This is a genomic window from Spongiimicrobium sp. 3-5 (genome assembly GCF_046557915.1).
Classification (GTDB): Bacteria; Bacteroidota; Bacteroidia; order Flavobacteriales; family Flavobacteriaceae; genus JBHEBG01.
The window spans coordinates 1834218-1860398 of the sequence record NZ_JBHEBG010000001.1 but is presented as its reverse complement, the minus strand read 5'-3'; the positions used below and the strand labels follow the sequence as shown (position 1 = coordinate 1860398).

At 40.3% G+C, this 26181-nt stretch carries 27 protein-coding genes; 21 read left to right on the top strand and 6 right to left on the bottom strand.

Annotated features, from left to right (window positions below; translation table 11 throughout):
• Positions 1–11: 11 nt before the first annotated feature.
• The gene (locus ACEQ81_RS07940) at positions 12–884 is read right to left on the bottom strand and encodes a hypothetical protein (protein WP_411030314.1); all 873 of its coding nucleotides are present in this window, start codon (positions 882–884) and stop codon (positions 12–14) included.
• Between the two features lie 163 nt (positions 885–1047).
• Here ACEQ81_RS07940 and rpsO point away from each other — a divergent pair, with 163 nt between their 5' ends.
• From rpsO to rpe, 4 genes are all read left to right on the top strand, one after another.
• Positions 1048–1317, top strand: coding sequence for a 30S ribosomal protein S15 (gene rpsO / locus ACEQ81_RS07935; RefSeq protein ID WP_411030313.1), 270 nt, complete (start codon positions 1048–1050; stop codon positions 1315–1317).
• Between the two features lie 188 nt (positions 1318–1505).
• On the top strand, positions 1506–3713 hold the full coding sequence (locus tag ACEQ81_RS07930; protein ID WP_411030312.1) for a polyribonucleotide nucleotidyltransferase: 2208 nt from the start codon (positions 1506–1508) through the stop codon (positions 3711–3713).
• Between the two features lie 180 nt (positions 3714–3893).
• A complete protein-coding gene (locus ACEQ81_RS07925) occupies positions 3894–4757 on the top strand; it encodes an RNA polymerase sigma factor RpoD/SigA (RefSeq protein ID WP_047247652.1) in 864 nt (287 codons plus the stop codon).
• A 218-nt stretch (positions 4758–4975) separates the two neighbouring features.
• Entirely contained in the window at positions 4976–5638 is a 663-nt protein-coding gene (gene rpe / locus ACEQ81_RS07920; protein ID WP_411030311.1) for a ribulose-phosphate 3-epimerase, read from the top strand.
• On the opposite strand, the gene ACEQ81_RS07915 is transcribed toward rpe, so the two are convergent.
• On the bottom strand, positions 5635–6060 hold the full coding sequence (locus ACEQ81_RS07915; protein ID WP_411030310.1) for a CBS domain-containing protein: 426 nt from the start codon (positions 6058–6060) through the stop codon (positions 5635–5637). The two genes, rpe and ACEQ81_RS07915, sit on opposite strands and share 4 nt — an antisense overlap.
• Before the next feature lie 192 nt (positions 6061–6252).
• Between ACEQ81_RS07915 and ACEQ81_RS07910 the strand changes: the two genes are divergently transcribed.
• Together ACEQ81_RS07910 and ACEQ81_RS07905 are read left to right on the top strand one after the other, a co-directional pair.
• Positions 6253–7251 (top strand): YpdA family putative bacillithiol disulfide reductase, encoded by a 999-nt coding sequence (locus tag ACEQ81_RS07910; protein WP_411030309.1) that lies wholly within the window; start codon positions 6253–6255, stop codon positions 7249–7251.
• Between the two features lie 3 nt (positions 7252–7254).
• The gene (locus ACEQ81_RS07905) at positions 7255–8184 is read left to right on the top strand and encodes an isoaspartyl peptidase/L-asparaginase family protein (RefSeq protein ID WP_411030308.1); all 930 of its coding nucleotides are present in this window, start codon (positions 7255–7257) and stop codon (positions 8182–8184) included.
• Between the two features lie 3 nt (positions 8185–8187).
• Here the strand turns inward: ACEQ81_RS07905 and ACEQ81_RS07900 are convergent, their stop codons facing one another.
• Complete coding sequence (locus ACEQ81_RS07900; RefSeq protein WP_411030307.1) at positions 8188–9051, bottom strand: cyanophycinase; 864 nt, start codon at positions 9049–9051, stop codon at positions 8188–8190.
• A 105-nt stretch (positions 9052–9156) separates the two neighbouring features.
• Here ACEQ81_RS07900 and cphA point away from each other — a divergent pair, with 105 nt between their 5' ends.
• The 15 genes from cphA to ACEQ81_RS07825 all read left to right on the top strand — a co-directional run bounded on the left by cphA (position 9157) and on the right by ACEQ81_RS07825 (position 23391).
• Positions 9157–11790: a cyanophycin synthetase gene (gene cphA, locus ACEQ81_RS07895; RefSeq protein ID WP_411030306.1), complete on the top strand. Its 2634-nt coding sequence runs from the start codon at positions 9157–9159 to the stop codon at positions 11788–11790.
• Positions 11791–12035: 245 nt separating this feature from the next.
• Entirely contained in the window at positions 12036–12698 is a 663-nt protein-coding gene (locus ACEQ81_RS07890) for a Crp/Fnr family transcriptional regulator (RefSeq protein ID WP_411030305.1), read from the top strand.
• A 322-nt stretch (positions 12699–13020) separates the two neighbouring features.
• On the top strand, positions 13021–13779 hold the full coding sequence (locus ACEQ81_RS07885; RefSeq protein WP_411030304.1) for a flavodoxin family protein: 759 nt from the start codon (positions 13021–13023) through the stop codon (positions 13777–13779).
• A complete protein-coding gene (locus ACEQ81_RS07880) occupies positions 13779–14336 on the top strand; it encodes an outer membrane beta-barrel protein (RefSeq protein ID WP_411030303.1) in 558 nt (185 codons plus the stop codon). The genes ACEQ81_RS07885 and ACEQ81_RS07880 overlap by 1 nt, the downstream gene beginning before the upstream one ends.
• 16 nt (positions 14337–14352) lie before the next feature.
• The gene (locus tag ACEQ81_RS07875) at positions 14353–15111 is read left to right on the top strand and encodes a hypothetical protein (RefSeq protein ID WP_411030302.1); all 759 of its coding nucleotides are present in this window, start codon (positions 14353–14355) and stop codon (positions 15109–15111) included.
• A 5-nt stretch (positions 15112–15116) separates the two neighbouring features.
• Complete coding sequence (locus ACEQ81_RS07870) at positions 15117–15500, top strand: hypothetical protein (protein ID WP_411030301.1); 384 nt, start codon at positions 15117–15119, stop codon at positions 15498–15500.
• A 19-nt stretch (positions 15501–15519) separates the two neighbouring features.
• Complete coding sequence (locus tag ACEQ81_RS07865) at positions 15520–17475, top strand: thiamine pyrophosphate-binding protein (RefSeq protein WP_411030300.1); 1956 nt, start codon at positions 15520–15522, stop codon at positions 17473–17475.
• Positions 17476–17477: 2 nt separating this feature from the next.
• A complete protein-coding gene (locus tag ACEQ81_RS07860) occupies positions 17478–17696 on the top strand; it encodes a hypothetical protein (protein ID WP_411030299.1) in 219 nt (72 codons plus the stop codon).
• A complete protein-coding gene (locus ACEQ81_RS07855) occupies positions 17693–18112 on the top strand; it encodes a hypothetical protein (RefSeq protein ID WP_411030298.1) in 420 nt (139 codons plus the stop codon). The genes ACEQ81_RS07860 and ACEQ81_RS07855 overlap by 4 nt, the downstream gene beginning before the upstream one ends.
• Positions 18103–19134 (top strand): Rieske 2Fe-2S domain-containing protein, encoded by a 1032-nt coding sequence (locus ACEQ81_RS07850; protein WP_411030297.1) that lies wholly within the window; start codon positions 18103–18105, stop codon positions 19132–19134. Before ACEQ81_RS07855 ends, ACEQ81_RS07850 begins: the two co-directional genes overlap by 10 nt.
• Before the next feature lie 10 nt (positions 19135–19144).
• The gene (locus tag ACEQ81_RS07845) at positions 19145–19939 is read left to right on the top strand and encodes a hypothetical protein (protein WP_411030296.1); all 795 of its coding nucleotides are present in this window, start codon (positions 19145–19147) and stop codon (positions 19937–19939) included.
• 33 nt (positions 19940–19972) lie between these two features.
• Positions 19973–20614, top strand: a complete 642-nt coding sequence (locus tag ACEQ81_RS07840; RefSeq protein WP_411030295.1) for an ion channel — start codon at positions 19973–19975, stop codon at positions 20612–20614.
• A gap of 4 nt (positions 20615–20618) precedes the next feature.
• Positions 20619–21860, top strand: a complete 1242-nt coding sequence (locus ACEQ81_RS07835) for a cation:proton antiporter (protein ID WP_411030294.1) — start codon at positions 20619–20621, stop codon at positions 21858–21860.
• Positions 21861–21868: 8 nt separating this feature from the next.
• Complete coding sequence (locus tag ACEQ81_RS07830) at positions 21869–22753, top strand: DUF6268 family outer membrane beta-barrel protein (RefSeq protein WP_411030293.1); 885 nt, start codon at positions 21869–21871, stop codon at positions 22751–22753.
• 11 nt (positions 22754–22764) lie between these two features.
• Entirely contained in the window at positions 22765–23391 is a 627-nt protein-coding gene (locus ACEQ81_RS07825) for a Pycsar system effector family protein (protein WP_411030292.1), read from the top strand.
• A gap of 16 nt (positions 23392–23407) precedes the next feature.
• On the opposite strand, the gene ACEQ81_RS07820 is transcribed toward ACEQ81_RS07825, so the two are convergent.
• Genes ACEQ81_RS07820 through ACEQ81_RS07810 form a run of 3 tightly spaced genes read right to left on the bottom strand, consistent with a single transcriptional unit; the run spans position 23408 to position 26173 of the window.
• Positions 23408–24439: a LacI family DNA-binding transcriptional regulator gene (locus tag ACEQ81_RS07820; protein WP_411030291.1), complete on the bottom strand. Its 1032-nt coding sequence runs from the start codon at positions 24437–24439 to the stop codon at positions 23408–23410.
• 12 nt (positions 24440–24451) lie between these two features.
• The gene (locus tag ACEQ81_RS07815) at positions 24452–25435 is read right to left on the bottom strand and encodes a Gfo/Idh/MocA family protein (protein ID WP_411030290.1); all 984 of its coding nucleotides are present in this window, start codon (positions 25433–25435) and stop codon (positions 24452–24454) included.
• A gap of 30 nt (positions 25436–25465) precedes the next feature.
• Positions 25466–26173, bottom strand: coding sequence for a phytanoyl-CoA dioxygenase family protein (locus tag ACEQ81_RS07810; protein ID WP_411030289.1), 708 nt, complete (start codon positions 26171–26173; stop codon positions 25466–25468).
• Positions 26174–26181: the final 8 nt, after the last annotated feature.

The window sequence follows — 26181 nt, the reverse complement described above, 5'->3', positions numbered from 1 at the left end:
TTTAGTATTACCTACTTCAAAAATCGCCTTAAAAAGACTTCCGAGGTAGTCCCATCCGGATGCGTTAAGGTTCCTGTAGCATCGCAGCTGCCATCACCAAAATCCAAGCTTGCCGTGGCATCGTTCCTAGAAATCTCCAACACCCCGCTTACAATAAACCTACACGCAGCTTCTTTCCGTAAAGGGGTAATGATCTCTTTACTGAACACATTGCCCAGTTTTCCAGTATAAGTACCCATTCCGGAAATTAGGAATACATTATCTCCCCAAAATCCGGAGCCATAACCCGCTATCCATTCCCTGGTTCTATTTCCGGTAAAACTAGCGGTACTATCATCTGGCCACAATCCGCTAAAACTAGCCACGGCATCGGACTGCGGATTGCCATTGGTATTTTCCCTGGTTCTTACAACAGACGCGTTCCCTTCCACGGCCACACCGTTAAAAGTAAAATCGATCAATGAAAGTGCAATAGTCTTGGTAGCCATTTCCATATCCTTGGCATAACTTAAAAATATGACCCCACTTAAAATGTTTCCATTGGGCAATTCGCAGCCTTCACCAAAATCGATGGTCTTTTCCTTAGTGGTATCGGTCAGTATGGTAGTTACGATAGCACAATCGGGAAGATAACCCGATCTATAGAACACCTTGGAAACTGTTGAAATTTCATCGGCCTCGTACACATCTTCGGCAATGGTAGTGACTTCTTCAGAAATAAGTTCGGCTTCGTCGCTTACTTTAAGTTCCGTGGCACTGATTACCTCTTCTGCTGTTGTTTCCGTACCAACATCGGTAGTATCTTCCTTGCTACACGATAAAAACAATATTATTGTTGTTAGCAAGAGCACAGTAATGTTTCTGGTTTTGAGACTTTTTTTCATAATACAATCATTTAAAGTTTAGTAGTGAGACCATGGTTAGTGGAAAAAGTTTAATCGAATTATAAAAAAGTGTTGTTTGGGTTTAGATTATAAAAATATTTCTATCTTTGCGGCCTGATTGAAAATCAATCAAATACATAAAAATCATTAAACTAATATTGGAATGTATTTAACAAAAGAAGTAAAGGCCAAAATTTTTAAGAAACACGGCGGTGAAGAAAAAAACACAGGTTCCGCAGAAGGACAGATAGCTTTGTTTACACATCGTATCAACCATTTAACGGAGCACTTAAAGAAAAACCGTAAAGATTTTAATACAGAACGTTCACTGGTTAAACTGGTGGGAAAAAGAAAAAGTCTTTTAGATTATTTAAAGAAAAAAGATATTACTCGATACCGGGCAATTATAAAGGAATTGGGAATACGAAAATAATTCGTTGGGGGAAGCTTAGCTTCCCCCTTTTTTTAAGTTACCATTCAAAGTCCCCAATTAGGTTTTGGGGCAAACACAAAAAGCTTGCACATAGTTTTTCATTGGTCCACACAACAACACAACACAATCCGACCAGTATGTCGGAAGACCATTGTTTAACAAGCCTAAAATGGCTTTAATTAAAATTTATGATTCCAAAAGTTTTTAAAGAGGTCATAGACCTCGGTGATGGTAGGGAAATCTCTATCGAAACCGGAAAATTGGCAAAACAGGCCCATGGTTCTGTTGTTGTGCAATCCGGAAAATGTATGCTACTATGTACTGTAGTTTCCAATTACAAACAAAGTGACCTGGATTTTCTACCCTTAACGGTAGATTACCGAGAAAAATTTGCAGCTTCTGGCCGTTATCCTGGAGGTTTCTTCAAAAGAGAGGCGCGTCCTAGTGATGGTGAAGTTTTAACCATGCGTTTGGTGGACCGTGTATTGCGTCCGCTTTTCCCAAAAGATTATCATTCGGAAACCCAAGTGATGATCCAATTAATGTCCCATGACGAGGATGTAATGCCAGATGCTATGGCCGGACTGGCAGCATCTGCAGCCATACAACTTTCCGATTTTCCATTTGAATGCGCAATTTCGGAAGTAAGAGTGGGTAGAATAGATGGGAAATTTATTATTAACCCAACCAGAGCTCAATTGGCCGACTCCGATATCGATATGGTAATCGGTGCATCTATGGATTCCGTGATGATGGTAGAGGGAGAAATGGGTGAAATTTCGGAAGAAGAAATGGTTGAGGCCATTAAATTTGCCCATGAAGCCGTTAAAGTACAATGTGCCGCCCAAATAAAATTAGCGGAAGCCTTTGGAAAAAAAGAGGTTCGTGAGTACGAAGGTGAAAGGGAAGAAGAGGCATTGGCCCAAAAAATCCATGAAATGGCTTATGATAAAGTATACGCCATTGCCAAAGCCGGTTCTGCCAAACACGAAAGAAGTACTGCCTTTTCCGAAATAAAAGAAGAGATAAAGACAAGTTTTTCCGAGGAAGAATTGGAAGATTTTGGCGATTTGATCTCCAAATACTATAATAAAGCAGAAAAAGCGGCGGTTAGGGATCTTACCTTAAATGAAGGATTGCGATTGGATGGTAGAAAAACAGATGAGATACGTCCTATATGGTGCGAAATAGATTATTTGCCTTCCACTCATGGCTCTGCTATATTTACCAGAGGTGAAACCCAAGCATTGGCTACGGTAACCTTAGGAACATCTAGGGAGGCCAACCAAATAGATATGCCGTCTTTTGAGGGTGAAGAGACTTTTTACCTACATTACAACTTTCCTCCTTTCTCCACAGGTGAGGCAAGACCCATACGTGGTACCTCTAGAAGGGAAGTAGGGCACGGAAACCTGGCGCAAAGGGCCTTAAAAGGAATGATTCCCGAAGATTGTCCGTATACCGTACGTGTAGTTTCGGAAGTTTTAGAATCTAACGGTTCTTCCTCAATGGCTACAGTATGTTCCGGAACTATGGCACTTATGGATGCCGGGGTACAACTAAAGAAACCCGTTTCTGGAATTGCTATGGGGTTGATCTCCGATGCTGAAACCGGAAAATACGCAGTATTATCGGATATTTTAGGAGATGAAGATCATCTAGGTGACATGGACTTTAAAGTAACCGGTACTGCCGACGGTATTACCGCATGTCAGATGGATATTAAGGTAAAGGGGCTTTCTTACGAAATTTTGGTAAATGCCTTAAAGCAAGCCCAAGCCGGACGTTTGCATATTCTGGGCAAACTTACCGATACCATTGAAAAACCAAATGCCGACGTTAAGGCACATGCACCTAAAATGGTAACAGCTACCATTCCTGGTGAATATATCGGTGCTCTTATTGGTCCTGGCGGTAAAGTGATTCAAGAATTACAGAAAACCACGGGCACCACCATAGTAATCAATGAAGATCCGGTTACAGAAGAAGGCCTAGTTGAGATTTTAGGAACCGATCAAGAAGGTATTGACGCTGTATTGGCAAAGATAGATTCCATTACCTTTAAACCAGATGTAGGCAGTGCCTATGAGGTTAAGGTGATTAAAATATTGGATTTTGGTGCGGTAGTGGAATATGTTGAAGCTCCTGGCAATGAAGTGCTACTACACGTTTCCGAATTGGCTTGGGAACGTACGGAAAATGTTACCGATGTAGTTAACATGGGCGATGTCTTTGACGTGAAGTACTTCGGTGTAGATCCAAGGACCAGAAAAGAAAAAGTATCCCGCAAGGCCTTATTGCCAAAACCAGAAGGATTCAAGGAAAGACCACCACGCGATAACCGCGATCGTGGAAGAAACGATAGAAATAGAGATCGTAAGCCACGTAGGGACTAAAATCCCTAATTTAACACTTTGCATATAAGAGAAGCCCTCATAATACCATTTGAGGGCTTTTTTAGTGCATTTTAACCAAAAAATCAAATTTTTGTAACCTAAATGTAACTTTTCTAGCTTTTTTACGTATAACTAATTGCAGTCCATGCATAATGAACTTAATCTAGAAAGGAATATTTAATGAGGCAGCTAAAAATAACAAAACAGGTTACCAATAGGGAAACCGCATCTTTGGACAAGTACTTGCAAGAAATAGGCAAAGTAGACCTTATTACCGCAGATGAAGAAGTAGAGTTGGCACAACGTATCAAGGCAGGCGACCAGATCGCTCTTGAAAAACTTACAAAAGCCAACCTTAGATTTGTGGTATCGGTTGCTAAACAGTACCAAAACCAAGGACTTACATTGCCAGATTTGATCAACGAAGGAAACTTGGGGTTGATTAAAGCTGCGCAACGTTTTGATGAAACTAGGGGATTTAAATTTATCTCCTATGCCGTATGGTGGATTCGTCAATCTATTTTACAGGCACTTGCCGAGCAATCACGAATCGTTCGCTTGCCTTTAAACAAAATTGGATCTATAAACAAAATAAACAAGACCTTTGCCTTCCTGGAGCAGGCGCACGAACGTATTCCGTCTGCCGAGGAAATTGCCAAGGAATTGGATATGACCGTTGAGGATGTAAAGCAATCCTTAAAAAATTCCGGAAGACATGTATCTATGGATGCACCATTGATAGATGGCGAAGATTCCAACCTTTACGATGTTTTACGTAGTGGGGAATCTCCAAATCCGGATAGGGAATTGTTACACGAATCCCTACGAACAGAAATTGAACGTGCTTTGGAAACCTTAACACCAAGGGAAGCCGATGTTATTAGACTTTACTTTGGTTTGGCAGGGCAACATTCCATGACCTTGGAAGAAATTGGCGAAACATTCGACTTAACAAGGGAAAGGGTTCGCCAGATCAAGGAAAAGGCGATCCGAAGACTAAAACATACGTCTAGAAGTAAGATATTAAAGACCTATTTGGGGTAATACCAATACTTATTGGTCCCAAACACGAATTACACTGTCAAGTTTACAATATTGTTTTTTTGGCATAAATATTGTAATTTGTGAAACATAACAACAGTTTATCATGACTGTTCGTTTTTTGATTGATGAATAAACTCCGGCTGATTACCGGAGTTTTTCATTTATGGATACCGCTACATTTCACTACTTTTGTCTAAAACCGCATTATCTCCTTAAAAATGAATAAAAAAATTATCGCACCATCCCTATTGGCAGCAGACTTCGCCAACTTGCAACGCGACGTGGAAATGGTAAACAACAGTAAAGCAGAATGGCACCATATCGATATCATGGATGGTGTTTTTGTACCCAATATATCCTTTGGCATGCCCGTACTTAAGGCCATTGCCAAACACGCCAAAAAACCGTTAGATGTGCATCTTATGATTGTGGATCCTGACCGATATATCAAAACATTTGCAGATATGGGAGCCCATACCCTAACCGTACATTACGAGGCCTGTACCCATTTGCATAGAACACTACAGGCCATAAAAGCCGAAGGTATGCATGCAGGGGTTGCCTTAAACCCGCATACCAACATTAACCTCTTGGAGGATACCATAAACGATATCGATTTGGTATGTATAATGAGCGTTAACCCTGGGTTTGGAGGTCAGTCCTTTATCCAGAACACTTATGACAAGGTAAAAGACTTAAAAGCCCTGATTACCAAAAAGAAATCCAATACGCTTATAGAAATAGACGGGGGTGTCAATGACGGCAATGCCAAACAGTTGGTTACGGCCGGAGCAGACGTACTAGTGGCCGGGAGCTTCGTCTTTAAATCACAAAATCCCACGGCCACAATTGCCGATATTTCACAGATCGCAAATAGTTAGTACTGATCTAAAAGATACCTAATTAGATCCGTAGTTGTAACAATACCTACCAATTTTTCATCTTCAACCACCGGAAGTGCATGATATTCTCGTTTTGCCAAAATCTCGGCCACTTCTTTAATGGTCGTCTCCGGGGAAACACGTTCCAAACTTTTGGCCATTACCTGCGGAATGGTAAACATATTGTAAACAACGGTCTCCACAGTTTGTTCATCCTCATAAGCTCCGTCGGCAAAACTTATCCTTAGCAAATCGGTGAGACTAAGCATTCCGATGATCTTATCCCCGTCTGTTACCGGAATGTGCCTTATTTTATGCTCTTTGAATAACTTTTCTGCCCTGTCTAGACCATCTGCCGCATTTAACGAAACCAAATTGGTACTCATTATAGAAGCAACCGGTACTCTTTGTCTTACACTCATAATTATCAATTTTAAAATTATATCTTAAAGATCTCGCTGTTTGGACATAAAAAGAATGACTTATATCATAGCAAACCTGCATAAGGCCTGTAGGCGCATTATTGTAGTTTTTTTCGGTTATTAATCTGATATAAATTGTATAGCTTTGTGAGCTAATTATTAGGAGAGCAGGTAGATACAGAACGTAATTTCATGAAAGCATTTGATATTTTGATCGTAGGTGGTGGGCCAATAGGTATTGCATGCGGTCTTGAAGCTAAAAAAAAGGGATTAACCTATGTAATTATAGAAAAGGGGCCTATAGTAAATTCGCTCTTTAACTACCCTATAAATATGCAGTTTTTCTCTTCTTCGGAAAAACTCGAAATAGATGATATTCCTTTTATCAGCAAGGAGGCAAAACCAAAGAGAAATGAGGCCTTGGAATATTATAGAAGAATTGTTACTTCCAATAAACTTAACATCCGTCTTTTTGAAAAAGTGATGGAATTGAGTAAATCCGAAAATGGTTTTAGCATCGTTTCCGACAAGGGCGCCTACCAGGCTACCAATATCATCATTGCAACAGGTTTTTACGATCTTCCCAACAAACTGGGCATTCCCGGGGAAAACCTACCAAAAGTTTCGCACTACTATAAGGATCCCCACTTTTATGCAAGTCAAAAATTGGCCGTTATCGGTGCTAGTAATTCGGCTGTGGATGCGGCATTGGAATGCTATCGCAAGGGTGCCGATGTAACGCTGATCATCAGAGGTCCGGAAGTAGGCAAAAGAGTAAAATATTGGGTGAGGCCAGATATTATCAATAGGATAAATGAAGGCAGTATAAAGGCGTACTATAATACTACGGCAACCAAAATAACAGAGAACGAGATAACATTATCTACCCCGGAAGGCACATTGAATATCGAAAACGACTTTGTACTGGCCCTCACAGGATATATGCCGAACTTCGAATTTTTGGAAAAGTTGGGAATAACCCTTTCCAAAGATGATAAAAAACTTCCTACCTATGACCCCGATTCCATGGAAACCAATGTTGAGGGACTTTATCTGGCCGGAGTTATCTGTGGAGGTATGGAAACCCACAAATGGTTTATAGAAAATTCCCGTATACACGCCCAAATAATTATAAGGTCGGTTTTAAGGAAATCCCATGCCAAAGTAGTATCAGAAGATAATAAACAATAATACATGAAACCATTTTCTATTGCCATTCATGGAGGTGCAGGCACCTTGCTAAAGGGAATGATGACGCCAGAAAAAGAACTTGCGTACAAGAATGCTCTTCAAATTGCATTAGACAAGGGTTATAATGTTCTGGAAGATAAAGGAACCGCCATTGAGGCGGTTGCACAGGCAGTTATGGCGCTAGAGGATTCCCCTTTGTTTAATGCCGGCAAGGGGAGTGTATTTACAGCGGAAGGGGGCCATGAGATGGATGCCGCCATTATGGATGGGAAAACGCTCAACGCAGGGGCCGTATCCCTAATTTCTGGAATAAAGAATCCTGTTAGCCTAGCTAGGGACGTTATGGAAAATAGCGAACATGTTTTTTTGGCCGGTGCAGGTGCTATGCAATTTGCCAAAGAGTTAAACTACACACTTGAAGATGATCGTTATTTCTATGACGAATTACGTCATCAACAATGGTTAGAGATAAAAGATACCGATGCTTTTCAACTAGATCACTCCCTTAAGAAAGATTCAAAATTTGGAACCGTGGGGGCTGTTGCCTGCGATATACATGGCGATGTTGCGGCTGCTACCTCAACAGGTGGAATGACCAACAAACGCTATGGGCGGGTAGGAGATAGTCCTATGATCGGTGTTGGCAATTATGCCAACAATAGTACTTGTGCCGTATCTTGTACAGGCAGTGGTGAATATTTCATAAGGGGTGTTGTGGCTTACGATGCAGCCTGTTTAATTGAGCACAAATCCATGTCCCTGGAAGAAGCCTGCAACGAAGTAATACACAAGCGTTTATTGCAAATTGGTGGCGATGGCGGGTTAATTGCCGTGGACGCCAAGGCCAATATTGCTATGCCCTTTAATACGGAAGGTATGTACAGGGCATTGAAAACTTCTTCCGGTACGGAACAAATTTCAATTTACGGTTAGGGGTTAAACGAAAGGAGATTCAATAGGCAATACCTTAACTTCCCTAGTGGCAATATTAAAACGATCCCCATTAGAGAGGACGTGTACGGTTAAATTGGTCATGGTCATGGGAGTACCCTCTTTCAATATCTTTTCATTGTTGTGGGATAGTTTTTGCGGGTCAAAAACAATGATCATCCCAGAACCGATCACTTCAAATTCCTTACCATTTTTTATGACCAATCCTGTGTCTTCGGCTAACCCTATCCCCAAGAGATTTGGAAACTTGGCCACGGCTTCGGACTGCCTTCCAAACCTGCCTCTTTGTATAAAATGCGTATCAAAGATAAGCTCGGGAATAAGTCCTAAGCCTTTGTACATACGAACAGCACCTTTTATAAAAGCTTCTGTGCTACTGCCGCCAGAAATCATTTCTTCGGACATAGCCATAGCACCTGCACTGGTACCCGCAATAACAAAACCTGTTTCGCTTTCATAGCGATCCATCATAATCTTATGAATCAGGGTTCCGCCTATTTTATCTGTGATCTTTTTCTGGTTACCTCCAGAAAACATTATGCAATTGGCATCTTTAATGAGGTCAATGGCAGAGGCCTTCTCGGCATCTTTTGTACTTCTTATATCCAAAACCTCAACATACTTGCATCCCAATTTGGCAAACGCCTCCAAATAATTCCTTCCTACTTCTTTTGGAATGCTCGATGCCGTGGGGATTACTACAATTTTGGCATCTACCCCACCCGATTCCGATACTACACGCGATAAAATACCCTCACAAATAAAGTCCAACGTATGGATTTCATGTTCTCCAGTACCTTTATCCTCATTACCTCCTATCGGAATCAATGTTCCTTTTTTCATCTGCATTTAGTTCATTTAGCGCGATTTCTATCGAGCAAAAATAAACTAAAATTTTCATTGAAAAATGCATATATTTATATTCTTTCGCCTAAACCACTTAAAACTATCAACATGAAAATACTAAGCATTAATGCCATGAGGGGGCCCAATTATTGGTCTGTACGCCGTCATAAACTTATTGTAATGGTTTTGGATCTTCAAGAAATGGAAGAATACCCCTCCAATAAAATTGATGGTTTTAAAGAACGCTTGGAGGCCATGTTTCCCACTATGTACGAACACCGATGTTCCGTAGGTACTGCCGGTGGTTTTTTTCAAAGGGTGGAGGAAGGCACATGGATGGGTCATATAATTGAGCATATTGCTTTGGAAATACAGACCTTGGCAGGTATGGACGTAGGGTTTGGAAGAACACGGGGTTATGGCGAAACCGGAGTGTACAACGTAGTATTTGCCTATATGGAAGAAAAAGTGGGCAGGTTTGCGGCAGAGTCGGCAGTAAGGATATGTGAGGCCTTAATTAAAGGAGAGGATTATGACATTTCCGATGATATACAGCAAATGCGAGAAATACGGGAAGATGAACGTTTAGGACCAAGCACGGGTTCTATTGTGGAAGAGGCGGAAGCCAGGGGCATTCCTTGGATACGTTTAAACAAATACTCTCTGTGCCAATTAGGATATGGAGCTAATCAGAAGCGCATACAGGCCACAGTTACCAGTGAAACAAGTAGCATTGGTGTAGAACTAGCATGCGATAAAGAGGATACGAAATACCTTTTGGAGCAAGCCGAAGTGGAAGTACCTAGGGGCGATATAATCCGAAGGGAACGTAGTTTAAAAGAAGCTTGTAGGTATGTTGGCTTTCCCCTGGTGATTAAACCGGTGGGTGGAAACCATGGAAGGGGTATTACTGTAGACATTAACAGCTATGAGGATGCCTTAGAGGCCTTTCATGCCGCAAAAGAAGTTTCTAGTGCGGTAATTGTAGAAAAGTATATCATAGGAGAAGATTACAGATTGCTCGTAATCAACAACAGATTGGTGGCAGGTGCAAAACGTACCCCAGCGCATGTCATTGGAGATGGTAAGTCTACCATCCAAGAATTGATTGATAAAGTAAACGAAGACCCTCGCCGAGGATATGGTCATGAAAAGGTTTTAACCCAAATTACCGTAAACGACCTCACAAAAAGTATTATAAAAGCTAAAGGGTACACTGTGGATACCATTATAGCCAAAGACGAAATGCTTATCCTAAAAGATACCGCCAATTTAAGTACAGGAGGTACTGCGGAGGACATTACGGATATTGTACATCCGGCCAACGTTTCCATGGCCGAACGCATTTCCAAAATTATAGATTTGGATATCTGCGGTATAGATATAATGACCACGGACATTACCAAGCCTTTGACAGAAACCGGAGGAGCTGTATTGGAGGTAAATGCGGGTCCAGGATTTCGGATGCATTTAGCCCCAACGGAGGGGCTTCCCAGAAACGTTGCAGCTCCTGTAATCGATAAGTTGTTTCCAAAGGGAAAAAACGGAAGGATACCTATTATTGCCATAACGGGTACCAATGGAAAGACTACCACAACACGGTTAATTGCCCATATGGCAAAAATGGTAGGCCATAGGGTAGGATACACCACCAGTGATGGTGTTTATATTCAGAATAGGCTATTGATGACCGGTGATTGCACGGGCCCGGCCAGTACGGAATTTGTACTTAAAGATCCAACGGTAAATTTCGCCGTTTTGGAATGCGCACGAGGTGGTTTGTTACGTGCAGGCTTAGGTTTTACTAAATGTGATATAGGGATTGTAACCAACGTGGCTGCGGACCACCTAGGCCTAAAGGGTATAAATACCGTAGAACAATTGGCCAAAGTAAAAGGTGTTATTCCGGAAACGGTACTCCCGGACGGGCATGCAATTCTAAATGCCGATGACGATTTGGTATATGATATGCGACGGGGATTAGAATGTAACGTGGCGTTGTTTTCCATGGATGAGAACAATCCAAGAATAAAAGCTTTGCAACGCATAGGTGGTATTACCGCCGTTTATGAAAACGGTTTTGTAACCATATGTCGTGGGGAATGGAAAATGCGTATTATGAAGGCAGAAGATATTCCTTTAACCTATGGAGGAAAAGCCAAGTTTATGATTCAAAACGTATTACCGGCCCTATTGGCAGGTAATATACAGGGTATTAGTATAGAGGATATGAAGGCCGGATTGGAGACCTTTATACCTTCGGCATCCCAAACTCCCGGTAGGTTAAACCTATTTAAATTTAAAAATTTCAACATTCTACTAGACTACGCCCATAATCCGGCAGGCATGCGTGCACTCCAAAAATTCACGGACGAATTGGATGCCACCGTAAAAGTGGGTATCATAGCAGGTATTGGGGACCGCCGTTTGGAAGACAATAATGAAATGGGCAGTATTGCCGCAGAAATGTTCGATGAGATTATTATAAGACAAGACAAACGTCTGCGTGGAAAAACAGAAGAAGAATTGATCAAAATGCTGAATGACGGTATTAAAATGAAAGATCCCAATAAAAAAACTACCATAATTCCCTCCGAAAAAGAAGCCATTACCTATGCGGTTAAAAATGCGGTACCAGGATCCCTAATCATTTTGTGCAGCGATGTAATCCCAGATGCATTGGAGTTGGTAAAAGAGTTCAAAGAAAAAGAAACAAAAGGAAAACTAGTATTTGCAGAATAAGGGAAGGGCCTTCAATAGGCCCTTTTTTAATACCTCTCTTTGATTATCTAAGTTATTTTTCCACTTGTTGGAGTACCTAGGCATGCCATTTTATTTATTGGGCATGGTTAGGTAAATCTTACATAAACCCTATATAAAACTCGCCAATTGTCGCCTAAAGTAACATGCTTAAACTTCCCCCAAACAGAATATGTTAAAATTGCTTACTTTTAGTTGTCTTGCTCCACTAACTAAAGTAATCTACATTGAGTACACTCACCAAATACTGGTTTTTAGAAGGTTTTAATCTCTTTCGTAAATTAGGCATGCCCACCATGATGCAGCTTTGCAAAATATTGGAGATGCAATATGTAAACAAAGGAGAAGTAATTGCTTTGGGAAACCGAAGTAAACGCTGCATCTTTTTTCTTAAGACAGGTACAGTGAAGATTGTCGATACCAAGTCCGACACTGTAAAATACGTTGTAAAAAAAGGAAACATTTTCGGGGAACTTTCTTTATACGATGAAAAAGCTGCATTGGAAGAACAGGCATTTGCGTTAGAAGATTGTGTAGTTTGCTATATAGAAGCAGATACAATGGAAGAGCTAATGGAGAAGCACAAATCGCTTAAAAATGGAGTACTTAAGGTATATGGCATTCGAATTAAAAAATTGGAACGCCGGTTAGAAAACTTGCTTTACAGAGACAGTGCATCGCGCATAGAGGATTTTGTTATGGACTATGTTCAAGAATTCGGGGAAATGGCAAACGGTGAGATTCGCGCAAGGAACTTACTATCCCATAAGGATATTGCACACTTAACAAATACATCCAGACAAACGGTGAGCAATACCTTAAGTAGTTTAAGAAAATTTGGTACCCTAACATATGATAGCAAATATATTTCAATACCTAAAAGTATGTAAACCGTGCAGTTATCTCAAAATCCGTTGGGTACTAAAGCGCTCTTACAGTACTTAAACACTTATAATGAAAGTATTTACAAACGCTTGCGTCAAATTAAGGGTAAACAATGATCGCACCAGCTAAAATTACAGAAATCCTAAACCACTTTGGCTTAATCGCAACACGGTTTCTGGGTATACCAAAACAGGTCAAATTATACCCTGGAGTTCCCCCGTGCCATTCATCGTTCCTACTAGTTTTAGGTTTAACTGCCTTTAAAAGGTTTCCATTGAATATAAAGCACAAAACATATAAACCTTAATAATAATTAAATATCATACTATGTCAGAACAACTAAAGAAAATGACGGAACATCAATGTTCCTTACCACCAGCAAAATATAACGACCTTAAAGTCCTCTTTTTAAATTGCACATTAAACAGAACACCTGTCTTATCGCATACGGAAGGGTTAATTGATATTGCCAAAAACATCTTTGAGGCAAATGGGGCCAGTACTAAGGTCATTAGACCTGTGGATTATGTAATCCCTGCTGGTCTGGGGTTGGACATGTCGCAAACCCCAGAATGGGAAAAAGACGATTGGCCCATGCTCCAAAAAGAAGTAGATGCATGTGATATTTTAATTTTATGTACCTCCGTTTGGTTGGGTGAAAAATCGTCCGTCTGTAACCGGGTATTGGAACGTATGTATGGCTACACCCATAAATTCAATGATAAAGGACAATATAGAGATTACGGAAAAGTAGGGGCCACATTGATCACAGGAAATGAAGATGGGGTAAAACACTGCGCAATGAACATTCTCTTTTCTCTTTCCCACATTGGTTATACGGTGCCCCCACAAGCAGATGCAGGTTGGATGGGCGAGGCCGGACCTGGGCCATCATATAGGGATGAGGGCTCTGGGGGACCGGAAAACGATTTTACAAACAGAAATACCACCTTCTTGGTATGGAACTGTTTGCACTTGGCTCGCATGCTTAAAGACAACGGCGGTGTGCCGGCACATGGAAACCTTCCAGACGAGTGGGATGCAGGATGTAAGGCTGGTTTTAGCAGTCCGGAGCACAAAAGATAATGATGACTACCGTAAAGGGATACTTTAAATTTATAATCGTAACTTTTGGATTATTCGGTTTTGGGAATTTCTATCATGGGCAAGCGCAACAAGGATGGATGTTGGGGGCGGCCCCATCCTCGGAAATAGACAACAGTATTTTTGGTGCCAATGCACGCCTGTATTTTGGGGTAAATGATCACTTTTGTTTTGGGCCAGAAATTACATTGTTTCCCTATCAAGAAATAGACGATGAAAACGAACTTAAAATTCTAGATCTTAACCTGAACGCGCATTATATTTTTGAACTCACTCATAAATTGGGAGTGTATCCTTTAACAGGAGTTAACTATACAGAAGAAAAGGAGCGTCTAGTAGCTTTGCAAGAAGAAGAAGAAGAAGAAAAGGAAAATGGGCTTGGACTCAATTATGGATTTGGCGCCCATTACAACCTTCATAATTTGTATGTATTTGCAGAATTTAAGGGCGTTGCGGGTAAACTTTCGGCAGAATTTGTTACTGTGGGCGTAATTCTACCATTGTTAAAATCGCCATTGAAGAAAGACCATACGGAGTAGATAATTAAAAAAGAATATGATAAACAACATGACCACCCAAATGCATTTGGCAGCGCAGTATCTAGCAGCGGCCGGAATAAGTTTTGTAGAAAAAAAGGCAGACGATAGTCACACCAACCTTGGATTTTCCATAGAGAGCGGAGCTATGTTTTCTAGACCTCTGAATGAAGCAGGGAATACACTGTCCCTTAACTACAACAATTTTACTTTAGCCTGGAACACGCCCAATCTTATAGAATCTTATAGATTGGATGGTAGTCGCCATACCGAAGTGCTAAACTGGATAAAACAACAGACGCAAGATGCCAAAATTAGTAAACCCTATTCGTATGCATTCCATTATGAGCTGCCCTATCAAATAACCGACGATTTTACCTTTAAGTTGCATAATGTAAATAGGCTTAAAGAATTAATGCATTACCGGATTTTGGCCCAATTGGTATTGGAATCCTTTCTTGAAAAACATGGTTTGATCTCCGAAATAAGAATATGGTCCCATCATTTTGATACAGGTGCTTTTATTGAGTTTAAGGATAGTGACAAGCTCTCTATTGGATTAGGACTCGCTATTCCGGATTCCTTGGTAAATGACTACTATTTCTATATCAGTGGGTATCATGGGCACGATGCCTTGGAAACAACAAAGCTAACCCCACTGACCACTGGTGCATGGCACAACAATGGATTTAAAGGTGCTATTTTGCCTGCTACCGGTACGGATAGAAACGCAGCCTTGTTATTTTTGGAAGAGGCCTTAATGGCTTATAAGCGCTGAAAACTATGGAAAACTGGTACATACCCATTACCATAATACCGGGCATAGGCTTACTTATACTGTCTACCTCCAATTTAATGGTTGCTCTAAGCAATGAAATGAGAATGCTCATTGCCGATACTACTACTACCCAAATTTTGATGGAAAAAAAACTGAGGCAACTAAAATTATTGAATAGCGCCATGGTATTTTTATACAGTTCGGTAGGGTTTCTGCTAGTCTCTGGTTTGGTTTCTGGGATAATGCAAAGCGTTGGCGGCCATAATAACTCCTTTATTTACATAACCATAGGCGGTATTTGCTGGGCATTAATTGGCCTTGCACTACTTGTTATATACTCTTTCAAAGCCGTGAAGTTAAGACAAGACCAATTCAATAATAAATGCTAACACTAAAATACGATGGGAAATGACCGCTAAAAAAGATATCATCTGGCATAAAGTTCTGACCAACAAAAAAGATTTACCCGAAGGAAGGGTCAAAACCGTAACTGTAAACCATAAAGGTATTTGTTTAACCCATTTTAAAGGGAAATTTTCTGCTTTGGATAACAAATGTCCACATCAGGGAGGACCGTTGGGAGAAGGCTCCATTGAGAATGGATTGCTGCGTTGCCCATGGCACGGTTGGGATTTTGACCCCTGTACCGGACTTCCGCCTGGCGGTTATGATGATGGGGTACAGACCTTTCCTACCAAAGAGGAAAATGGTTCCATCCTAGTAGGGGTAGAAGATGAGGAAGCACATCAACCTACGGTATCCGATATTATGGTAGAAACCATGATAAATTGGGGCGTAACCAAAGTATTTGGAATGGTGGGGCATTCCAACTTAGGCTTTGCCGATGCCATGAAACGACAAGAAGAAAAGGGAAATCTTAATTTTTATGGTATTAGACACGAAGGAGCTGCAGCTTTTGCGGCTTCCGCATACGGTAAGTTAACAGGTAGACCAGCAGCATGTTTTACTATCGCTGGGCCCGGTGCTACCAATCTATATACCGGTATGTGGGACGCCAAGGTAGACAGGGCTCCATTTTTAGCGCTCACAGGACAAGTGGCTACCCAAGTTGTTGGAACCGGTAACTTTCAAGAAGTAGATCTGGTTCAGGCATTCAATACAGTGGCCGAATTTAACCAAAGGGTTCAAAGTGATAGCAAGCATGCCGAACTAATGTCCTTGGCAATTAAAAATGCCCTTCTAAGACGCGATGTCTCGCATCTTACGTTTCCTGATGAAATACAAGAGTTAAGGGCAAAACCTAATGCCAAGGCACAGTTTCCTACCAATAGAATAACACCCCTACAAATTGCTCCTCCCGAAGAAATGGCCAATAAAGCAATAGACTTGCTTCGGAGTTCGAAAAGACCCGTTATAGTTATGGGACACGGAGCACGTAACCATAAAGAGAAAATAGTAGCATTTGCCGAATCCTTAAATGCAGCAGTGGTAACCACTTTTAAAGGAAAAGGCCTTATTGCAGACAATCACCCCCTAGGGTGTGGAGTATTGGGAAGAAGTGGTACCCCTATTGCCTCTTGGTTTATGAACGAAGCAGATTTGCTAGTTGTCTTCGGAGCCTCATTTTCCAATCACACGGGCATTACGCCTAAAAAACCCACAATACAGGTAGATTTTGATCCACTGGCACTAAGCAAGTTCCATGAGGTAGACGTTGCGGTTTGGGGAGAAATATCGCGTACCCTGGAAATCTTTACGGAAGCCTTGGCGGGCAAAACAGAAACTTTAGATCAAAAAACGGAAATTGCCGAAAGATGGGCCATCTGGAAAAAAGAAAAAGAAAAGCGTCTTACCGAAACTTCCGATAAGGGTGTAAGTTCTATTGCAGTTTTTGAGAGCATGAACAAACTGGCACCCAAAAATGCCGTAATGTGCGTAGATGTTGGTAACAATGCATACTCTTTTGGCCGGTATTTTGAACCAAAAGAACAAGATTTTCTAATGTCTGGCTATCTGGGATCCATTGGGTTTGCGCTTCCAGCCTCTATTGGTGCATGGGCGGCAGTGGGCAACACAAGACCCGTTGTGGCAGTAGCCGGAGATGGAGGCCTTTGCCAATATTTGGCGGAAATAACCACTCTTGTAAAATACAATATGCCCATAAAATTGATCGTACTTAATAATCACGAGTTGGGAAAAATATCAAAAGAACAGCGCGCCGGGGAATTTGACGTTTGGCAAACAACCTTGTCCAACCCAAATTTTGCAGAATACGCAAACTCTTGCGGTGCGTGGGGAAAAAGGGTTTCCGATGAAAGTGAACTAAATGCTGCAATGGACGAATTGTTTAAACAACCCGCTGCTGCCGTTTTGGAAATTATCACCGATGTAAACCTTATTTAAGTATGGAAACAACCATTCAAATTTTCTTGACGTTCTTAACTGTTTATGCAATTTTAGGTGTACTCTTTGGCATTTATTTCTTTTTCAAAGGAGCTTCTCAACTAGATTCCTTAATTACCGAAAGTAAATGGACAGTACGTTTATTGTTGATCCCCGGAGCTATTGCTTTGTGGCCAGTACTTTTAAGCAGATTGGTATCTAAACTAAAAACAAAATCATGACGTACGGCCTAAGAAAAGCCCATAAACTAATATGGCTGTTATTAATTGCTACCGCCCCTTTAGGGATTTTATTCGCCACTTTGGGTATTAAAGAACCCGTACTGACCGATAGCAATTTGAAGATTTCTTCCGCATCCGGAGACAGGCATCTAATCTTTGAAAACGAAGCGCTTACCACCTTTTTGGATCCGACTGGGGATTTTAATGGAATTCAAATATTCGTAAAACAACCTTTGCCCAGCCCTGCTGCAATAGCCTACGGAGTATCGTTGGCAAAACCTAAAGGCCAATTTCTGGGAGTTTTGGACAAAAAAGGGGTTTATAATTTCAAAGTTGATAAATCTATAAATGAAATTAAGATTTACGATGAAATAAAGGAAGAAACCCTATTCAATATTGAAATATTATGGGATTAGATTACACAACGATACTTTGGAACAAACATAAAAAATTGTACGACAAACTAATTGCCGTTGCAATGCTCACCTATTTGTTGGGGTTCGTTTTAATTACCCTGGCAACAAATCCCGAGGCCACAGCGGAAACCATAATAATTAGGGCATTTGGCACCCTTGCCATTGTGCTGTTGCATATTGTGTTGGCCATAGGGCCCTTAGCTCGATTAAACCCGAGATTTTTACCCTTGTTATACAATCGTAGACATCTTGGGGTAAGCATATTTTTAACCGCTTTGGTTCATGGACTTTTTTCTATTATTCAATTTCATACGCTAGGTAATGTAAATGCCCTTTATGCAGTGTTTACCTCTAATATGGATTACGATTCTTTTGTTAATTTTCCTTTCCAGGTACTGGGTTTCTTCGCACTGCTTATTTTGTTCTTAATGGCGGCCACAAGTCATGATTTTTGGCTTAAAAATCTGTCTCCAAAAACATGGAAACGCTTGCATATGATGGTATATTTTGCCTATGCACTGGTATTGATGCATGTTTTTCTAGGTGCCTTGCAACAACAACCTTCTATATGGTCCATCGGTATTTTAACCTTGGGATTCTTAACCTTGACCTCCTTGCATCTGACCGCTGCCTTAAGAGAGGCAAAACTAGATCGACAGAAGACCAAGCAGGTTAACAATGGTTGGGAATATATATGCGAAATAGATGATATTCCGGAAGATCGAGCAAAAATATTTGTAGTAAAAAAAGAGCGAGTGGCACTATTTAAATACGACCATAAACTATCTGCCATTTCCAACGTATGTAAACATCAGGGAGGTCCTTTGGGTGAAGGTAAAGTGGTAGATGGCTGTGTAACCTGCCCTTGGCACGGATATCAATATTTACCGCAAAATGGGCAGTCGCCGCCGCCATTTACGGAAAAAGTGGCAACCTATAGGATAAAGAAAATCGATAAAGGGATTTACATTGATCCACAGGCCCTAGAAGAAGGAACCGCTGTTGAACCCATTACCTTTTAAACCTATTGCAATGAAAAAGAATGATGATTTTTATATTGGGTATAGTAACAAGGTAGCTCAAAAAACAAAAAAACTTCTAAAGCGTTTTGTGCTCGCTATGTTAGTACTGCTCTTGGTAATGGCTGCCATATTTGGCCTTACACAGAATAAAGATAAAAATAGTGTCTTTGAATTTGGTGAGCTTACTAAAATTACCGGGGTATATCATGAACTTCCTTATCCCATGCTAAAAGTAAAAATAGGGGACACTACTTATAAAAATATCCTTCTTGTGGGCTTCGGGAAATTTAGTGCAAACCCTACATTACAAAAAATACGTGCCAAGAAAAAAAAACTCTCTGGAAGCATCCTGAGTATATCTGGGAACCTTATTTACTATAACGGAAAAACGTTGTTGCAGATTACCGACGAGGAAAAAATTACCCTGGTGGACAATGCCATTGCCAACAGACTTCCCAAACCAAAAGTGGTGGTAAAGAATATGGAACTGCGGGGAGAAATAATAGATCCTAAATGTTACTTTGGGGTAATGAAACCCGGTAAGGGTAAAATACACAGAAGTTGCGCTTCCCTTTGCATCTCTGGAGGCATACCGCCCGTATTGGCAACCACAGATGATAACAATATTGCCGAATACTATCTGATAACGGATATTGACGGAAACCCTATTCATCAAGATATATTGCCCTACATAGGAAAACCATCGCTGGTGCGGGGTAACATTGTACAAATGGAAGATTGGTATCAGTTGCAAATAGACACAAAAGACATAGTAGACCTTAACCAACCTTCAAATGTTTATTAGGTAAGCGCAAACAGAAAATTATTAAAGCCAAAAATGGTCGATTTTTTAAACAGAAACAAATACTTAATAGCCCTTATCGGGGTGATCAATTTTCTACTGACACCCATCCATACTAGCATTTCGGATGTATACCCTGCCCACACTGTCGTTATCAACTACACAATTGTAATCTTGGTAAGCTCGCTTATCGCTTCCAACACCAAAACAAGAACAAGGTCATATATCTTAGGTTTTTTAGCCTTGATTTTTATTTGGTTGGAATTTACCTACCCCAACTCCAAAACAATTACCGTAATGAGGCTTGTAACGTCTTTTTTGTTGTTTTTATACTTCTGCGCCCTACTTCTAAAACAGCTACGGATGATGAAAGAAATCGACCTTCAATTTATTTTGGGGCCTATTTTAGGATTTATCTATTTGGGCATTATCGGTGGTATATTGTTTGAGATAACTCACTTTATAGACCCTTCATCATTCCACCTTCGGGGCAACTATTCTGGCTATATCTTCTATTATTTTAGCTTTATCAGTATTACCACAGTAGGTTATGGAGATGTAACACCATTAACACCACAATCGCAGGCGATAACCTTGGTAATGAATATTATTGGGCAATTTTACCTTGCCATAGTAATTGCAGTTTTTGTTGGAAAATATATTAACGTAAAATCATGAAAACATGCTACAATCTTTTAGTATAGTATTTTCCTTGGCCGCCTTTTTTAGTTTTGTAAACTATAAATGGCTTAAACTTCCTGCTACGATCGGACTAATGTTACTAAGTTTAATGACCATTATCTTAATAACTCTAAGCAAAGGCATTTTCCCAGATTTCTATCTGTTTTTCTGTGATATTGTTACCAATTCCGATTTTAAGACCTTACTCCTAGATGGGATTTTGAGTTTTTTACTTTTTGCAGGGGCTTTGCACGTTAACTTGGACGATCTTAAAAAAGAAAAATGGTCGGTACTTTTGTTTGCAACGTTAGGGGTGGTTATCTCCACATTTATTGTGGGTGGCCTAACTTACCTAGCAGCTGATGCAGTTGGCCTACAGATACCATTCTTACATGCCATGTTGTTTGGAGCGCTTATTTCACCGACCGACCCAATTGCAGTGCTCGCCATTCTTAAAAAAACCAATATCGCCAAAAACCTACAAGTTAAAATAGAGGGAGAATCACTTTTTAATGATGGTATCGGTGTAGTTGTCTTTGCAGGAATATTAATTCTGGGAGATATGGGGGGTCATCCTACGGAAAGTTCTTTGGGCGTGGAAATAGGCAAGTTATTTTTAGAAGAGGCCATTGGCGGTATAGCCTATGGCGGATTACTTGGCTTTGTGGGGTATTATTGCATAAAGTCAGTACAGTCTAATCCGCAATTGGCGGTTATGATAAGTTTGGCAATAGTAATGGGCGGCTATTCCATGGCATCACTGATACATGTTTCGGGACCGCTGGCCATGGTAGTTTCCGGTATGATTATCGGTAATAAATTAAACATAGCCACAAACAAAGGGCCTACCAGAAAACTGATCAATGATATTTGGGAGGTTCTAGATGATGTTTTTAACGGTATTTTGTTTGTTTTGATAGGTCTTGCCATTCATCTATTGCATTTTCAAACCTCGTATTTAATGTTAGGGCTTATATCGGTATTGGTAGTATTGTTGGCCAGGTTTATTTCTGTGCTCCTACCCTATTCGCTATTAAAGCACTCCGAAAGCAGTCCTATAAAAACAGTGGCCATTTTAACTTGGGGAGGTTTACGGGGTGGAATTTCAATAGCGTTGGCCCTGAGTTTGGCAAACAATTCCTCATCAGAAATAATTCTGTATATTACCTATACCGTAGTGCTTTTTTCCATCCTTGTGCAAGGACTAAGTATTGGGAAATTGGTAAAAGGTCTCTACCACTAACCATTAAAATGACGCAAAAAAAATTGCAATACCTATTTCTGCTGCTGCTTTGCACATCTTTTATGTCCGCACAGTTGTCTGATTTGGCCAAAATAGAATATACAGTGCTGCCCAAAGGGGATTCCAATGTAGGTTATAGCAGGTTAAGGGGGTTGTTCAATTACCCTATCCGTTTGAGACCAAATAGCTTTCTCTTATTAGGTTTGGATTATAGTAAGATAGATCTCGATTTTGATGCTGGTATTGATGCATTTGACATTAATGCCATTGAAGGCTTTCAGTTGCTTGACCTTAATATTGGGTATACCGTTAAAATGAATGGAGATTGGCGGTTTGGGGGCCGTTTTACACCTGGTTTTAGCTCCAATCTAGTACGCAAAATTTCTTTTGAAGATGCCGTTTTTTCGGCTGATGTAGTTTTTATAAACGACAAGACCAATGATAAGGACATTAGCAGGCCGTATAGGTTAATTTTAGGGGTTTCATACTCGCAAAACAGAGGTATTCCATTCCCACTGCCCTTTATAAGCTATTACAAAAAGTTTCACCCCAATTGGTCCTACAACTTAGGAGTGCCAAAATCCAATCTGCAGTACCATCTTTCCAAAAAATCCAGATTTAAACTCGTTGCCGAGCTCGACGGTTTTACCGCCAACATTCAGAACGGATTACTGGTAAACAATACAGAAATTGCCGATAGGGTAAACTTGTCCGTTATAATTGGTGGACTTCGCTATGAGCGCAAATTCGGCAGGCATATAGAACTCTTTTTTAACATATCTAACGTCTTTAGTAGCAACGCCGATCTGCGAGATAAAAAAAATAACTCGGTTATCTCCGTGGATAAGGACAATACTTTGTATTTAAAGACAGGAATTCGATTTAAAATATAAAAACGGTAATCATGAGCGAGAAAAAAACCGAAAAATTAAAAGACAACTTTTTGGCCGAGGAATTGGGTATTGATAAAGATGCCCTTAAGTCCTTAAAGAAAAAATTGGCCAAAGTAGAACCCAGATCGGAGCGTGGCGTGGAAACACTATTTCGGTTGGTATCCAAAAACCAGTATACCCTCAATTCGATGATCGACCGCAAATCTAACATACTCATTTCCATAAACGCCCTTATTCTTTCCATTATACTAGGAACGGTGCTCAATCAATTGGACAATGATCCGCATCTTATATACCCGGCAATTATGATGCTGCTCACCAACTTAATTTCAACAGCATATGCGGTAATGGCCACTCGTCCGGAACTTAAACACGGTGGTAAGGAATCTGGAAATCTGATGTTTTACGGAAATTTCAATGAAATGGAAGAAAAGGAATACGTGGAAAACTTAGTTGGACTAATGTATCAGGGAGATAAGCTATACACAACGATTGCCACGGATACTTTTCACCTAGGAAAAACAATAGATCGTAAGTTTAAATTATTGCGAAAATCATTCACCATATTTTTAGTGGGTATTATACTTGCTGTATTGGCCTTTATTTTCTGCCATTTAATGTTTGGGGAATATTTCTAGACCCCACTGGGAAAAACTATAGCTTTTTGGTAGACTCCCTAACTATAAGACTGGTCTTCACAACCTTGGTTCCATAGGCCTCATGTACCTCGTTCTTATTTTTACTTTCAATTCGATCAATAAGTGTATTGGCCACGGTCTCCCCAATGTATTTTCCATGTTGACTTACCATGGTTAGGGCAGGTGTAACGTAGCGAGATAATTCTCCATTGGTAAACCCGATAATGGAAATGTCATTGGGAACGTGATATCCTCTGGATTTCACTATACTCATCGTCCTGACGGCCGTAATTTCATCCAAAGCCATTATGCCTTCAATTTTTTTATAATTTAGGAGAAAGGACATAATCAGTTCTAAATCATCCTTTGTACCTATAGGAATGACCAACTTTTCGTCAAAATCGATATTTTTTTCGGCTAAGGCCTTTTTATAGCCTTCAATTCTTAATCTCCCTATATTGGAATGATCTATGGGGGTAACAATAGCAATAGTTCTACATCCGGTTTCTATGAAATATTTGGTTGCTTTATACCCCGCTTCAAAATCATCAACAATAATTTTATCACATTCAATCAAATTAGTTACCCTATCAAACATAACAAGAGGAATTTGGTTGTTTGTAAGTTCCTTTAGGTGCGACACATGATCATCGAACTGCATCTCCGTAGCCACTGAAGAGATGATTATACCATCCACGGAACCTGTGCTGAGCAATTCCAATGTACGGGTTTCTTTCTCCAAAGATTGATTACTGATGCAACTTATAATGCTATACCCCCTATCATTTGCAATCTGTTCTACACCATACAGCACCTGTATAAAAAAGTAATTAAGAATGTTTGGGATTACTACACCAATAGTTTTGGTGCTCCTGTTTAAAAGGCTTAGGGCCACTTTATTTGGCTTATAGTGGTTTTCTTTAGCAAATTTTTGAATCTGGACCTTCAATTGTTCACTGATCTCATGACTATCATTAATAGCTTTGGATACCGTGGATACCGAAACCTTAAAATGATTGGCAATTTCTTTTAAAGTTAATTTAGACATGAGCTTGTTTGATTACGATTCGAACGAAAATCGAATCCCCGCTTTTTTTCTTACCTCATCTACTATGTTCATTAATTCCAATGAATTTTGGTGACTCCATAAACTGCTTTCCAACTTTCCATTTTGTAAACATTTATGAACTTCGCATATTTCATAGGTAAACCCCTTACCTTTTGTTGGTAATTTATATAACCGCTCTTTGCCATTGTTCACAAGGGTAAACCCCTGTGCCTCGTGCCAAATAGGCGCTACATAAATTTCGGCGTCTTCTCCACAAATTTTGGCTTTCATATCCGTATCATTGGAAAAACCACTGTACAACATGGCTTGGGCATCTTTATAATTGAATATCATCGATGTCTGGATTTCGGCCCCCGTCCAATGAAATTTGGATCGAGCTAAAATCTCTGCTGGTTTGCCCAATAAAAGATAGGACAAAAAAATGGGATATACACCCATATCCAATAACGATCCACCTGCTAAATCTATGTTTAAGGCCCTACTCTTGGGGTCTTCATCTAGCTTATAAAAAGTAAATTCGGCACTAATATATCTAAGTCTTCCCAAAGCACCCGCATCTACCAGCTCTTTTGTTTTTTTAATGGTAGGATTGAACCGACTCCAAAAAGCTTCCATAAAAAAAACCTTATTGCGTATAGACGAAGCTATCATCTGTTTTGCTTCCAATGCGCTTATGGCCACGGGTTTTTCACAGAGCACATGTTTTTTGTGATCCATGGCTGCAATACTAACCTTGGCATGTGTATGGTGCAGGGTTGCAACGTATACCACATCTACCTCTTTGTTGTTGAACAGCTCTAGATAACTACCATAATAGGAGTTAACACCGTACTCTTGGGCAAAAACCTTGGCTCTTTCGCTGTTGGTAGAAGCAACAGCTATAAGCTCCGCGTCCTTTACTAATAATAAATCATCAACGAATAGTTTTGCAATCTTGCCAAGACCTACTATGCCCCATTTCACCTTTTTTCCCATGCTGTTTTACATCATTGCAACCGCTAAAAACTATATCCTTTCCTCCACCACCTCAGCTGTGGAAAACCGGTAACGCATATTTCTATACACGCAAATATCCGTGATATCCTCTGGGGTGTCTTTTGGCATTGCCCTAAAATTGGATGAGACCCTATATTTAGATTTTACCGGCATTACCCTATGCCAGCAATGGCCATGAAGAAATACTACGGTTCCCTTCTTAGGTTTAAAGATCAGTTGACCTTTAAGATCGTCATGGGGTTTCCCTACAGGAAGCAACCCTAATTTATGTGCTTTAGGAAAAATTACTATTTCACCTCCAGTAGTCTCATCAATATCGTGGGTGTATACCAGTCTGTTAAGGTTAAAAACATCGCTGTCTTCTGGTGGACAATCCTGATGCCATGCCTGTCCCTTACTACCTTGCTTGGAATACATCATCATACAATACAGGTTATCCCAATCCTTTCCCAAGATGGCCTGTGTTATGGCGTTGAAGTTCTTGTCCCTATCAATTCCATCAAAGTAGGGTTTATTCTCCCTGTAAGGAAACCAGGGCACTACTTCTACGGCAGATTTTGTGATAAACTCATCAGAGTGCTCCCAATCGGGATTCATTCCAAAATGTTCCAGTATCAACCCATTGTATTTGTCCATCAGTTCCTTGCTGAAAAATTCTTCCATTACTAGATAACCATTTTCCCAAAACTGATTTGCCAATTCCGTTATGCGCATCATTATATAAA